The 12689-nt window shown below is 55.9% G+C and carries 11 protein-coding genes; 8 read left to right on the top strand and 3 right to left on the bottom strand.

Going from position 1 to position 12689, the window contains the following annotated elements:
* Positions 1-10: 10 nt before the first annotated feature.
* From N512_RS0104890 to N512_RS0104905, 4 genes are read left to right on the top strand one after another with little or no spacing between them, the layout of a single operon-like run.
* The gene (locus tag N512_RS0104890; protein WP_028779601.1) at positions 11-1063 is read left to right on the top strand and encodes an AAA family ATPase; all 1053 of its coding nucleotides are present in this window, start codon (positions 11-13) and stop codon (positions 1061-1063) included.
* Positions 1051-3261: a DUF5682 family protein gene (locus N512_RS0104895; protein WP_028779602.1), complete on the top strand. Its 2211-nt coding sequence runs from the start codon at positions 1051-1053 to the stop codon at positions 3259-3261. The genes N512_RS0104890 and N512_RS0104895 overlap by 13 nt, the downstream gene beginning before the upstream one ends.
* On the top strand, positions 3246-4355 hold the full coding sequence (locus tag N512_RS0104900) for a VWA domain-containing protein (RefSeq protein ID WP_028779603.1): 1110 nt from the start codon (positions 3246-3248) through the stop codon (positions 4353-4355). The genes N512_RS0104895 and N512_RS0104900 overlap by 16 nt, the downstream gene beginning before the upstream one ends.
* Positions 4352-6190 (top strand): SWIM zinc finger family protein, encoded by a 1839-nt coding sequence (locus N512_RS0104905; RefSeq protein ID WP_028779604.1) that lies wholly within the window; start codon positions 4352-4354, stop codon positions 6188-6190. Before N512_RS0104900 ends, N512_RS0104905 begins: the two co-directional genes overlap by 4 nt.
* Positions 6191-6230: 40 nt before the next feature.
* Here the strand turns inward: N512_RS0104905 and N512_RS0104910 are convergent, their stop codons facing one another.
* From N512_RS0104910 to N512_RS0104920, 3 genes are all read right to left on the bottom strand, one after another.
* Complete coding sequence (locus tag N512_RS0104910; protein WP_037474246.1) at positions 6231-6905, bottom strand: TorF family putative porin; 675 nt, start codon at positions 6903-6905, stop codon at positions 6231-6233.
* 15 nt (positions 6906-6920) lie between these two features.
* Positions 6921-8270 carry a hypothetical protein gene (locus tag N512_RS0104915; protein ID WP_156029068.1) on the bottom strand — a complete coding sequence of 450 codons (1350 nt, stop codon included), beginning with the start codon at positions 8268-8270 and terminating at the stop codon, positions 6921-6923.
* 75 nt (positions 8271-8345) lie between these two features.
* Complete coding sequence (locus N512_RS0104920; RefSeq protein ID WP_028779607.1) at positions 8346-9320, bottom strand: LysR family transcriptional regulator; 975 nt, start codon at positions 9318-9320, stop codon at positions 8346-8348.
* 313 nt (positions 9321-9633) lie between these two features.
* Between N512_RS0104920 and pnuC the strand changes: the two genes are divergently transcribed.
* From pnuC to N512_RS0104940, 4 genes are all read left to right on the top strand, one after another.
* A complete protein-coding gene (pnuC, locus tag N512_RS0104925; RefSeq protein WP_269149838.1) occupies positions 9634-10365 on the top strand; it encodes a nicotinamide riboside transporter PnuC in 732 nt (243 codons plus the stop codon).
* Positions 10365-11096, top strand: coding sequence for a nucleoside phosphorylase (locus N512_RS0104930; protein ID WP_037474249.1), 732 nt, complete (start codon positions 10365-10367; stop codon positions 11094-11096). Before pnuC ends, N512_RS0104930 begins: the two co-directional genes overlap by 1 nt.
* Positions 11097-11158: 62 nt before the next feature.
* A complete protein-coding gene (locus tag N512_RS0104935; RefSeq protein WP_025009282.1) occupies positions 11159-11836 on the top strand; it encodes a Crp/Fnr family transcriptional regulator in 678 nt (225 codons plus the stop codon).
* Positions 11837-11945: 109 nt separating this feature from the next.
* Positions 11946-12653 (top strand): MliC family protein, encoded by a 708-nt coding sequence (locus N512_RS0104940; RefSeq protein ID WP_028779609.1) that lies wholly within the window; start codon positions 11946-11948, stop codon positions 12651-12653.
* Positions 12654-12689: the final 36 nt, after the last annotated feature.

Raw genomic sequence — 12689 nt, forward strand, 5'->3', positions numbered from 1 at the left:
AGCAAACAGGATGGAACAAGTCATTCGGGCTCATGCCGAGCAGCGTTATCGGGATGAATTGCAACGCTTGATGGCGGCCGACAAGGGCGTTATTCCACCGGGTTGGGCGATGTCGGCCGGGGCGGTGCGACGTTTTATCTGCGGCGATGCGGCGCTTGATATCAGCCGAAAATACTACGGGGAAGATGCCCTGGTGGAGCGGGCCATTGTCAGCCTGATGGGCAACAACGGCCTGATGCTGGTCGGTGAACCCGGTACCGCCAAGTCGATGCTTTCTGAGCTGTTGAGCGCCGCCATCAGCGGCAGCAGTGAGTATCTCATTCAGGGCACAGCAGGCACCACGGAGGAGCAGCTCAAGTACAGCTGGAACTTTGCCCTGTTGCTGTCCGGTGGCCCCAGCCTGGAGGCTTTACTGAAAAGCCCCGTCTATCAGGCGATGGAGCAGGGCAAGCTGGTGCGTATTGAAGAGATCACCCGCTGCCCGCAGGAGGTGCAGGATGTGCTGATCTCGCTGATGTCGGAAAAAAGCCTCAGTATCCCCGAACTGGGCGTCTCGATTCAGGCCAAACCCGGCTTCAACCTGATAGCCACCGCCAACCTGCTGGATCGTGGGGTCAACGAGATGTCCAGCGCGCTCAAGCGCCGTTTCAACTTCGAGACAGTGCCTGTGCTCAGCGATCCTCTGCTGGAGCGCCAGCTGATTTTGGCTCAGGTGAGCCAACGTCTGGCGGACAGCGGCCAACAGGTGCAGCTGGATGAAGCGCTGGTGGACTTGCTGGTACGGGTATTTCACGACCTTCGCAGTACCGTCGGCCCACAGGCGATGGATGCCACTCTGTCCACGGCCGAGGCGGTTAATATAGTGCATGGCTGCGCCCTGCACAGCCTCTATTGGCAAGAGCCCATGAGTGCCGCCCAGTTGGTGCAGCAGATGCACGGCACGCTAATCAAGGACAAGGCCGACGATGTGAAGAAGCTGGCTCATTACATGGATGTGGTCGCCCGTGAACGCCAGGGTTGGCAAGCCTTCTTCCAGGCAGGAAAAGCTCTGTGGATGAGGTGATGTTCCTTAGAGGGGAGTTTGGTGAACTGCTCAAGGCCGCCGCGGCCGATCCCGGGGTGTGCTGGTTGCCGCTGCGGCATCACAGCCCCGCCTGCGCCGCCATGGCGCTGGAGCAGTTGCAGCGCCGGCAGCCTCAGGCTGTGTTAATAGAAGCCCCCGGCAGTTTTATCCGCCATCTGTCGCTGCTGCAGCGCGATACTGTGGTGCCGCCCATTGCCATCTATCAGAGTGGCAGCTACTACCCTCTGGCCGAGAACAGCCCTGAATGGCAGGCGCTGCGCTGGGCGACGGCGCAGGGCATTGAGGTGATCTTCATCGATCTGGATGAAAAGGCGCAGGAGGGCGGTGTAAGCAACCGTTGGAGTGATAGCCGCTTTTTAAGCTCGGACTACAGCCGCCGCCTACAGCAGCAACTGGGATGCCGGGATGCCGACGAACTCTGGCAGCGTTTGTTTGAACAACAGCATTTCGCCTCGGCCGAGAGCTTCTTTACCCAGGTATTGCTGTTCTGCGCCGCCAGTCGTGCCTGCTTTGGCACAGACAGCCTGGAAGAGATGGGCGATCTGGCCCGTGAAACCCAGATGCGGGCCCATATCAAGGCGGCCCGCCGCCGCTATGAGCGAGTGGCCGTGCTCACAGGTGGTTTTCATACCCCGGCGTTGATTAACTTTGCCGACGAGGCCGAGGCGATCGTCGTCGATGACACGCAAGACAGCTTTGTGATCCGTTTTAGTGACGCCTTGCTGGATGCCCGCAAAGGCTATGGCGCCGGTATGCCTTATCCGGCCTTCTGTCGCTGGCAGTTTCAGCAGCGGCAATTGAACGCCGATGATTGGTTGCTCTACCTCTTGGAGCGGATGCCGCAACTGCCGCTGATCTATAAAAAAAACTGCTTTGAGCATCTGCAGGCCCTCTGTCGTTTGCGTGGCTTGGCGCGCCCCGGCAGCTATGATCTGCTGGATTCTCTGGGCAGCTGCCTGATTAAACAGCAGCTGTCGGCATCGACACTCGAACCCTGGCAAAAGGTGCTCAGCGGCGATGCCCTGGGGCAGTTACCGGCCGACCAACCCAGTTTGCCGCTGGTGGAAGAGGTGTTGGCGCTATGTCGTAAGGCCAGATTGCAGACGGATAAACCGGGCCGCTGCCACTTCGATCTCTACGCCATGACGGACAAGCATATTGAGCGCCGTCGCCTCCTGTGTCGGCTGCTGTTTGTGGGCAGCGGTTTTGCCAGGCCGCAAAATGGTATGCCGGTCATCCGGCAATTGAAGTTCAACCATCGCCACGAACATTGGGACTATCATTGGACTCCGGCGGTGGAAGTGGCACTGGCCGAGAAATCCAGCCTGGGGCTACGTCTCGAGCTGGTGGTGAAATGGCGGCTCAGTGAGTTGCCCCAGGAAGATTTGCAGCAACTGGTGGAAAAACTGGTGTTGACATTACATCTGGGGATGCCGGAAGAGCTGAGCGCCCATGCCATTGCGCAGCAGATAAGCCAATGTAGCGACATTCAGCAACTGGCCAATAGCTTTATGACCTTGCTGGCGGCAGCGCATCATCCACTGTTTGCCGATATTGAGCTGCTGGCTTACCAAAAAGCCCTGTGGCATCAGGTCGGCTTTCATTTACCGGCAATCAACCGCCTGAGCGATGAAGAGGCGGTGAAGTTACTGTTGGATCTGCAGAGCGTAGCTGTCTTGCATCAGGATGAGCTCGAGTCTCCCTGGCGTGACAGACTGCGCTGGTTGACAAGCCATAACGCCCATCGACCCGTGCTCTATTTTGTCCTGCAGGCCTTGGCTATCGAGCTGGACAAGTTGGACCCGGCGCCACTGCTGCAACAGTTGCAGCTGCAAAACGATCCCTTCCCTGTGATTGAGGCGCTGCTCAAGGTGGTGCCACACTGGTTGCGGCAAGACCATGGCCTGTTGCCCATGCTGAATCACTGGCTCAGTGAGCTGAGTGAGGCACAGTTTATCGACAAGCTACCGGCCATGAGGGGCTTGTTCTGCGCGCTGGATGCCAGAGAGGTGGATGAGCTCTGCCGCCGCTTGCTGCAGCTGAATCAGTGGGATAATGGCCTGAATTGGTTGCAATACGGGATATCTGAACAGGACTTTCAACAGGGGTTGGCGCTGGAGCGGCAGCTGCGAATTGACCTGGAGCAACAAGGATTGAGTCAATGGATGAGCAACTGAAGCAGCGCTGGCGTCTGGTATTGGGGCGCTATGCCAACGCGCTTGATACCCGTCTCAGCTCCCGGCAACAGCAACAGGATGAGGTGTTGCAGCAGCTCTATCAGGAGGGCCAGCTGCAGCGTGGCTTCAAGGTAAGCGCAGGCTTGGGGGAAAGCGAGTTGGCAGTGACCAACTGGCTGGAGGCGGCGGAGACCCTGTTTCCCCGTTCGGTCAACGACAGGCTGCAGTCCGATGCGGTCGAGCGCTTTGGGTTGCATCAGGTGTTGGAGCAGCCGCAGGTGCTGGAAAAGATCACTCCCAGTATGGGGGTGCTGAAGCAGTTGCTGAAACTCAATGCCCATCACAAGCCGGCCATTCGGCAACAGGTAGAGCGAATTATTCAGGGAGTGGTCGAGGAGTTGCTGCGTCGCCTGCGGCCGACCTATATCAACAACTTGAGTGGCAGGCTCAACCGCCAGGCCCACAGTCCGGTGAAACGGCTGGCCAATCTGGATTGGCAGACCAGTATTCGCCGCAACCTCAAGCATTTTGATGGCGAGAAGGTCTGTTTCGAGCGGATCTATTTCCATGCCCGTCAGCAGCACCAACTGCCCTGGCACATAGTGCTCTGCATAGATCAGTCCGGCTCCATGGCGACTTCGCTGATCTACTCGGCAGTGATCGCCGGGATCCTGACCCGCTTGCCATCGGTGAAGTTGTCGCTGGTGGTGTTCGACACCCAAGTGGTGGACTTGAGTGAGCAGGCCCAGGACCCCGTGTCTGTGTTGCTGAATTGCCAGTTGGGCGGCGGCACCCTAATCTCCCAGGCCTGGCGCTATTGTCAGCAACTCTGCTCCGAGCCGGGGCGCTCTGTGGTGGCAACCGTGTCCGACTTTGAAGAGGGCGGTTCGATGCAGGCCTTACTGGCCCAGGCCCAGGGGATGATAGACAGTGGTATCAAGATGCTGGGGATGACCGCCATGAATCACGATGCCGAGCCTTTCTACAGCACTTTTAGCACCGACAACCTGCAGCGCCTGGGGATGGAGATAGGTTCACTCAGCCCGGATAACTTTGCCGAATGGCTGGCGCTGACTATGGGGCTACGCCGATGAATGAAACCATACTCACCAGCCTAGGTAGTGCAGGTTTGGTGCGCCGGGCCCGCAAGGCGTTGGAGAAAAGCCAGCCGCAGATGCTGGATTATGGCTTTGAGTTTGAAGGGCAAAAGGGGCAGCTGGATTGGGATAACCCGCTCGCCAGTCGCTGCGATTGCGGCGCCTCCGGCCTGTGTAAACACATAGTGGCTGCGGCGCTTTATCTGCTGGAGCGGCCCGCATCTCCTGAGACTCGCGCCGAAGAGCCGCCCCGGGTGGAACTCCATCTGGCCGAGCTTTTGAATGATGCCGGCAAGACTCAGGTTCGCCGCCTGTACCAGCAGAGTCAGCGCCGCTGGGCGGCGAAAATTAAGCTTGCGCAAGGCACCGTCTGCGTCGAACTGGAGGGGCAGCAGCTGTATTTTCGGTGCGTACAGGGGCTGCAGGATATTATCTGCACCGAAGAGGCGCAGCGTTATGCGCTGCTCGCCGTCTGGCTCTATTGCCAAGAACAGGCCATCGCCTTTGAATGGCCGCAATGGCTGCTCGATGAGCAGGCGCAGTTGCAGTATCTGGGGCAGCAGAGCCGCGATCAGTTAAAGAGCCGTTGCCTTAAGTTGCTGGAGCAGATGACTGAGCTCGGCATCGAGAGGTTGCGACCCTCGTCCCTGGTAGAGCTGGAACTCCTGCTGGTGCCCATGGACAGGCAAAATCTGCCACTGACCGCTTTGAAACAGATGCATGGCACGCTGGAAAAATATGTCTCGGGCCAAGGCGTCAGGGATAGAAAATTGCTGCTCAGCTGTCTGGCCCGCTCCTTGGCGGCTCTGGAAGGCTGCCAGCCACAGACGCTCAGCCCCTATCAACAAGCGCCGGAGCAGGTGCTGGGGCTGGGCGCTTTTCCCTGGCAAAGCGAAGGGGGCGCCCATGGTGTGACTCAGGTATTGCAGGATGAGCAGGGGCGTTTTATCACCCTGGCCGAGAGCCGCCCCAAAGCCGAGCAGCGGCTGGATTATGCCAGCGTATTTCGCGGTCTGCCCATGCTGGAAGGCGCGCCGTCGGCCCTGGGTTGGCAGGGTAAGACCCAAACCCTGGCTCAGGCCGAACTCAATGCCTGGGGACGCCTGCGGCGTTTGCAGGATACCCGGGTCTACCCCGCGACCAAGCCGCTGGAGCCCGTGAGTCTCTCTGTTGCCGGCGAGATAGACTGGCAACAGGAGTACCTTTGTTTTCGGCCGAGCGGTCTCTACCTGAGTGGTTTCAACCAGGCCAGTCAGTGTATGGAATTGCACTATTGGGACAGGGAGCGGGCGCTGCTGAGTTTCTCACTGCCTTACAACAAGTTGAGTCAAAGAGCCGTGACCAATCTGGAGTTGCTGGGCGAGCGGGTACCCGAGCTGATAGTGGCGCGCATCGAGCGCACTGCCAGCCACTTATACCTGCGGCCAGTGTCCCTGCTGCTCAATAACTGGTTCAGCCTCTTTTTCGATACCTTGCCCCAATCCGGCGACCAGCAACTACTCGCGCAGGCGCTGGCCGAGCCGTCAGCCCCCCAGGCGCCGCAACCGCGCCTGGGCCTGATGCAGCAAACCCTGCATGGGGTGCTGGATGAGCTGGCCGATGGCCTGCCGGCACCAAGGCCAACATTGGCGCAAAGGGCCGAGCGTCTCGGGCTGATGACGCTGAGTCACAACCTCAAGGGAGCTAAAGCGCGGGACTATCTGCGCGCCGCCTATTGCGCCGAGAAAATGCTCGCTATGTGCCTGATCAAGCCGGTGCATTACCCGGAGGGCTGCGATGAGCCTAAAAAAAGCCCCGCTGCAGGGGCGGGGCAAGGGTTTGGGAGTTGCTAATTATTGTTATGGTGAGGAATTCGTCGTCAGCTAGCTTTGATTAGAAGTTGAACGCGAGTCCTATCATATAGTGGTCGTGCTCAAACTCCTGATAGCTGGCTTCCAGCAGTAGATCCAGCTGTGACAACAGGGGATAGCTGTAGCGCAGCGCCAAATCGTAGGCGCTGTCTTGCAGTTCCCCCTTATCTTCAAAGCCCATGGTTTCGGCATCGAAGTAATAGCCGCCATGGATAACCAGCTCGCCATACTGCGCCAGCGGCAGCGCATAGTTGGCCTCGCTGTACCAGGTTTCAAAGTCCTGATCATAGTTGAGCGCCAAGTTTAAGCTGTTGTAATCCATGGATAGGGCATATTCGAGATTGGAGTGACTGTCGCCATAGGTGTAACGCATGGCATTGAAGCCAAAGCCCAACTCGTCGCTGACCGTCAGGTAGTAACCTGCGTAGTAGTCGATTTCATAATCCTTCTCTATGCCCTCATCACCTTGATACCTATAGGTTTCAAAGGAGACTCCGGCATAGAAACCTGTCTCATGCTCCAACATGAGGTCGGCCTGCAGTGAGGGTTTGTCATCGCTGATGGTCAGGCCACGCCACAGATAGTTGCTCAGCCCCATGATCACTCCTGAGGTCTGAAAGGCGCTTTCCTGGGCCTGAGCGTATTGCATGCTGCCAAGGCCGCACAGCAGTAAACTGATTATCATCTTATGTTTCATGTTCGGCTCCTGGGCTCAGTGTTTGGGTAAACGTTCTTTAGGGACTATCCATTGGCTTTCGGAGACGGGATCTGTCTCTCCCAAGCGCAAATCGCTTTCTTTGAGGAAGATATCCTCATCAGTGTTGTGGCAGTTTTCACACATGCGCCCACTTTCGCGTGCCTGCTTGGTGGCCAGAGGGTTCTTGGCGGTAAAGTGAGTAGAAAAGGGCACCCAATAGGATTTGGTGGCCGGATCTTTGAGATCCACCTTGACCCCGGCATCGATACTGATCCCGGCCGAATGGCTCAGCGGGATCAGCTTGCTGTTTTTATCATTGGCTATGCTTAGCCCCAGCTTGATGTTCTGCTCCGGAGTCTCGGCTGTTTTTAGACTCTGCCAGTTGCCCACGGATAAGGTGTCATCCTGGTGGCAACCGAAGCAGTTGCTGTAGGGCTGGGTGTGGCAGGCGGTACACTTCAGCTTGGCATTGTGATCTATGGGAGATGCCTTGCCGCTCAGAAGTTCGGTGTGATCGGCGACTTTATCCTGGTGGCAGTCTTCACATTTCACCGCTACTATGTCGCGTTTCTGGGTCTGCTCGTAAGGGCCGGTCTTGTTGCTGTCCGGGCCTTCGCTGTAGAGTCTGCCTTCGGGGATCTGCTTGATGTCCCGACCGTGGAATTCCTGCTGGGCACTGTGACAGTCGATACAGCTCATATCGTGCTTGGTGACGTGCACATCTTGCTCTTTGTGCTGCTCGGCATTTTCATAGTGGCAGGTTTCACAGGTTTTGACCGGATCCGGAGTCGCGACAAAGGCGTGCTTGTTCAAAAGGCCGCCACCGGCGAAGTCGGGAGCACTGACATGGCACTGGCCGCAGGTTGCGTGACAACTGGCGCAGCCTTCTTCGCCGTTATGCATCTGTTCAAACAATTGGGCCCGCTCTGGAGTCTGCTGCAACCTTTCCATCAAGCCCTTGGCGACACCATTGACTGTGAAATGCAGTGAGTGACGGAAGTTGGTAATCATCTCCTCGCCATGGCAATCGCCACAGACACTGCCACCATCGGCACTGGGATCGGCCAGAACGCCTGGGTGCCAGGTTCTGTCCCCGGGCTTGTCGACCTTGCTGTGGCAGTCACGGCAACCGAGTTCGGCGTGACTACCCATATCTGTTTGGCTTACCAGGAGTTGCAGTGATTGTTGCTCGACGGAGAGCGACTCTTTTTCCATCTGATGCTGCTTTATCAGCGCCTGTAACTTTGCTTGATCACTGTGACAATTCAGGCAGCTGTCTGCTGCTTGAACCCCTTGCCCCAGCAGACAAAGGAGCGCAGCCAGCCCTGCCGAATATGTGGTCATATTCAGTATTCTTGGTTTCATCTTGTTATCCCTTAGGTAATAGCTCCCCCTGACAAGAGCGGACTCTTGCCATTTTTCATTCCGGGAGACTTTTTGTTATGAGTTGGGTTTTCTAAGGTTCCATTCGCTTTTCAGTTCTCTGACCAATACCTCCTTAAGCCAGTCTCTGGCCTGTGATTTATTTAGATCACTGACCACGACATAATGGCCTATATCTCTGTTGGTGTTTATTTCGCTCAATAGGGTCTGACTTATTTCGAGGGGCAGTTTTCTATAAATAAGATTGGGAAAACCGGCAACATAATCTGTGGTAAAGAGATTGCAGGAGATGGAGTAGTAAGGCATGTCCAGCAATACGCTGGCGAGGCTGGCCAGACTTCCCGTAGAGCCGGCGATGACACACTCCTGGTTGCGCCGCTTGGCTGCAGAGACAATTAAAGGCTCGGGCAAGTCGCAGAAATTATCCATCTCATAATAGGGATACTTGAACAAGTCTTCTAAAGTCACCTGCACGTTATCCTGCAAGAAAGGATGTTTACGGTTGCCCAATAAATATAGGTTTTTCACTTCGGCAAATAGATTTCCCTTTAAATGGGCGCCGGTATAGCTTTCTGACATCACGGCAATATCTATATTGCCGTTTTCCAGTTCTGTGGTGTATTCGTGGGACAGAATTCGAATATCAAAACTCATATCAGGTGCGAAAGGGCGCACCTTATTATTGAGTATTTTGTGAATAATGGGGCTGAAGTCATCATAGACGGAAATAACAAAGTGCTCCCGTGATTTGGCCGGTTGATACTCGGTGAACTGATTCTCCAATTCCTGATAGCGCTGACACAGGTCCTGAACCATGGGAAGCAACTGGCTTGCCTTATGGGTGGGAATAAAACCACTGGCACGGCGGATATACAAGGTGTCATCAAAAATTTCCCTGAGCTGCTTGAGGTGCCTGCTGATGGCGGAATTGCTTATCCTCAAGGCATGGGCGGCATTTTGACAATTTCTGTGCTCATCTATGGCGATCAGCACCTGCATTAATTCATAGTCCAGTCGTTTTATATCTTTCATAGCTGGTTAAATGCTTCCAAGGTATGCCCGCATCATGGGGGCAAGCCCAGCCCTGGACAGTGAACTGAGTCACATCTGACTTGAGTGAATTAACCAAAATGTTACATAGCGCCCAATGTTGCCGAATCGAAAAAAGCGAATCCCGAAAGCGGAAAATTTCCTTTGTGAACATCTGCGTCAGGGCACAGCTTCAGTGCTGAAGGCGCCACACAAGAGTGAGCTGTGACTTAAATCAGCCAAGGTGGACAAATGTCCTTAACTTGAGCTTTGCCATCTGCTTACATTGGCGCAAACACAATAATGCAAGGAATAGATGATGGATATTGCCGCTTGGTTTGATATCAACAATACCCTGGTGAACATTCCCATTGGCAGTGGCTATGCCATGTCATGGATTGAAGCCGTGGGCACAGTATTTGGTTTGCTCTGTATCTGGTTCGCCAGCCAGGAAAAAACGATTAACTATCTGTTTGGATTGGTTAATGTAACTCTGTTTGCGATTATTTTTTATCAAATACAGCTCTATGGCATCTTGCTGCTACAGCTGTTTTTCTTCTGCGCCAATCTCTATGGCTGGTATGCCTGGACCCGGCCGGATCAGCAAACCGGCGACACCCTCAAGGTGCGTTGGCTGTCGAAGCAGAAACTGGCCTTTACCGCGGCGGTTTCAGTACTGGGCATCGGCCTGATGACTGTCTATATCGACCCGGTATTTGCTCTCTTTGCTCAGGTCAGTGTCGATACGCTCAACCTGTTTGGTGCCGGGCTGGCCCAGCCTGTGCTGGAGCCGGATGCATTCCCCTTCTGGGATTCAGTGATGACAGTGCTGTCTGTGGTGGCGCAAATTCTGATGACCCGAAAATATGTCGAGAACTGGATCCTCTGGGTACTTATCAATGTGGTCAGTGTCGGCATCTATGCCGCCCAGGGGGTTTATGCCCTGTCGATTGAATACATCATCCTGCTGTTTATTGCCGCCAACGGCACCCGTCAGTGGATGCGTACCGCCAAAGACAATGGCAGCCGTCCGGCGGAGGCTTGCTGATGAGTGCCGATAAACAGCCGCATATCTGTCTGTCTCCGGCGCAGGTGAGTGAGCGGGTGATTCTCTGCGGTGAGCCACAAAGGGTCAATCGGATTGCCGCGCTGTTGGACGATGGCCGGTTGCTGGCAGAGAACCGCGAGTTTCGCAGCATGGGCGGATTTTACCAAGGCGTGGCTGTCACTGTTTGCAGCACAGGCATAGGCGCACCATCGGCGATTATCGCCCTGGAAGAGTTGTATCAGTGTGGCGCCCGCCGTGTCATTAGGGTCGGCTCTGCCGGCGCGCTGCAGCCGCAGATAGCCTTGGGCGAATTGATTCTGGCGGAGGCCGCAGTGCGCGATGACGGTGGCTCCGGCTGTTATGCGCCGCCCGGCTATCCGGCGCTGGCGAGTCGGCAGCTTATCAATGCCATGGCGGCTTATTTGCAGCGCCGCGATTGCCGTTTCCACTCCGGCATAGTGCGCTCACACGACAGTTTTTACCGGGATGATGAGCTGGAGATTTGCCGTCATTGGCATCGACTCGGAGTCTTGGGGGCCGACATGGAAACAGCAGCGCTGCTGACACTCGGCCGCCTGAGAGGCCTGGAAGTGGCTGCGGTGCTCAATAATGTGGTCTTGTATGGTGAAGATGTGCAACAGGGCATCAACCAGTATGTCGACGCCGATAGCGCCATGATGCAGGGGGAAAAGCTGGCGTCTTTGGCGGCGCTGGAGGCGCTCTGTTGCTGAAGTTTGTGCCCGTAAGGCTGATGGGCTAGCATGAGCCATCATCTTTACGGGATCTTGTTGTTATGCAGCTGCAACCATACAGCACCGGGCGTTTCAGTGCGCATCTAAAGCAGTCTCACCAGGCGTTTTGCGACGCCATGCTCGAGTGCTGCGGCCAGAGCCAATTGCTGCAGGCCGGTGAAGATCTCTTGTCTCAGGGGCGGGAGTTGACCCATATGTGCCTGGTGCCCGAAGGCCGGGTGTCGATGAATATCTGCGCCGTCAACGGTCGCAGGTTTCAATTGGGGGAGCTGGATTGCGACTGGCACCTTTTCGGTGAGATGGAGTTCTTTACCGCCACCAGTTGTCAGTGGAGTGTGGTGGCCGAAGAGCCGATGGAAATCCGCCAGTTATGCCTGAAGAAAGTCAGGCAGATGCTGCTGCAACAACCCGAATTTACCCTCTTCTTTGCCAGCGCCCTGGCCTGGGATTATCAGGATTCGCTGGACATCTACACCAATAGGCTCTTGCACCCCATCAGCTATAACATCGCTTTCGATCTGCTCAGGCGTCAACACGAAGAGGTGATGCTGGGTTCCTGTGGCAGCCCGGATCAGGAGGCGGAGCGATTCGGCACCTCAGGCCGGGTCTATCGTAGGGCGGTAAAAGAGCTTATCGACAAGGGCCTGGTCATAAAACAGGGTGCCTTGCTGAAAATTGCCAATCTGCAGGCATTGCAGGATTTTGTCGATAAGGCTTAATAGCCAACTCATTGATCTGATATTTAATTCAGCCAGCGGACAGGCGCGGGGTTTTAGACTAGGCTTAGGCATCCGCGAGTAGGTTTAGCCAGAAGATTAAGGAGCAAAAATGAGTTTGGGGACAGTTTCACAGGCAGGGCTTTTACTGGTGTTGGTCGCAGCGGCGACGCTCAGTGGCTGCGGGCAGCAGGCACTGGATAACAGCCAGGATGTTGCCGCCGCATTGGTTACAGGTGGTGGCTCAAGCTCGCCCCAGGCAACAGAGCGGGAACTGCCGACATTTGATTGCAACGCCTTGGGCGAGCGGGCTTCCAGCATAGAGATGCTTATTTGTCAGGAGCCAGAGCTTGCCAAGCTGGATCAGCAGTTGGCCGAAGTTTATGCCAAGGCCAGTGACAAGGCGGTCAATGAACAGCCACCCCTGCTCAAGGCCGAGCAGCGCGGCTGGATCAAGGGCCGCAACGAATGTTGGAAGAGTGAAGACAAGCTGCAATGTACCAGGGATTCATATCAAAGACGGATAGTGGAGTTGCAGGCCCGTTATCATTTGGTGGCGTCTACCGGCCCGGTATTCTTTGCCTGTGACGGCAACCCGGCCAATGAGTTGGTGACTACTTTCTTCGAGACAGAGCCGGCAACCATGATTGCCGAGCGCGGCGACAGAAGCATTTTGATGTTCAGTGTGCCTAGCGGCAGCGGTGCCAAGTATCAGGGCGGTGACTACAGCTTCTGGGAGCATCAGGGCGAGGCCAGGGTGACCTGGGGCTATGGCGCCGAGGAGATGCTTTGCAAGCCCACAACCCAGGACGATAAGTAAACCACTGACCCAAAAACGCCCGCAATCGCGGGCGTT

This window comes from Shewanella sp. 38A_GOM-205m (assembly GCF_000518445.1).
Classification (GTDB): domain Bacteria; phylum Pseudomonadota; class Gammaproteobacteria; order Enterobacterales; family Shewanellaceae; genus Shewanella; species Shewanella algae.

Bases quoted from the DNA above. Each gene is read 5' to 3' on its own strand.
- N512_RS0104890 (WP_028779601.1), top strand. From the start codon at position 11: ATGGAACAAGTCATTCGGGCTCATGCCGAGCAGCGTTATCGGGATGAA.
- N512_RS0104900 (WP_028779603.1), top strand. From the start codon at position 3,246: ATGGATGAGCAACTGAAGCAGCGCTGGCGTCTGGTATTGGGGCGCTAT.
- N512_RS0104905 (WP_028779604.1), top strand. From the start codon at position 4,352: ATGAATGAAACCATACTCACCAGCCTAGGTAGTGCAGGTTTGGTGCGC.
- N512_RS0104910 (WP_037474246.1), bottom strand. From the start codon at position 6,905: ATGAAACATAAGATGATAATCAGTTTACTGCTGTGCGGCCTTGGCAGC.
- N512_RS0104915 (WP_156029068.1), bottom strand. From the start codon at position 8,270: ATGAAACCAAGAATACTGAATATGACCACATATTCGGCAGGGCTGGCT.
- N512_RS0104920 (WP_028779607.1), bottom strand. From the start codon at position 9,320: ATGAAAGATATAAAACGACTGGACTATGAATTAATGCAGGTGCTGATC.
- pnuC (WP_269149838.1), top strand. From the start codon at position 9,634: ATGATGGATATTGCCGCTTGGTTTGATATCAACAATACCCTGGTGAAC.
- N512_RS0104930 (WP_037474249.1), top strand. From the start codon at position 10,365: ATGAGTGCCGATAAACAGCCGCATATCTGTCTGTCTCCGGCGCAGGTG.
- N512_RS0104935 (WP_025009282.1), top strand. From the start codon at position 11,159: ATGCAGCTGCAACCATACAGCACCGGGCGTTTCAGTGCGCATCTAAAG.
- N512_RS0104940 (WP_028779609.1), top strand. From the start codon at position 11,946: ATGAGTTTGGGGACAGTTTCACAGGCAGGGCTTTTACTGGTGTTGGTC.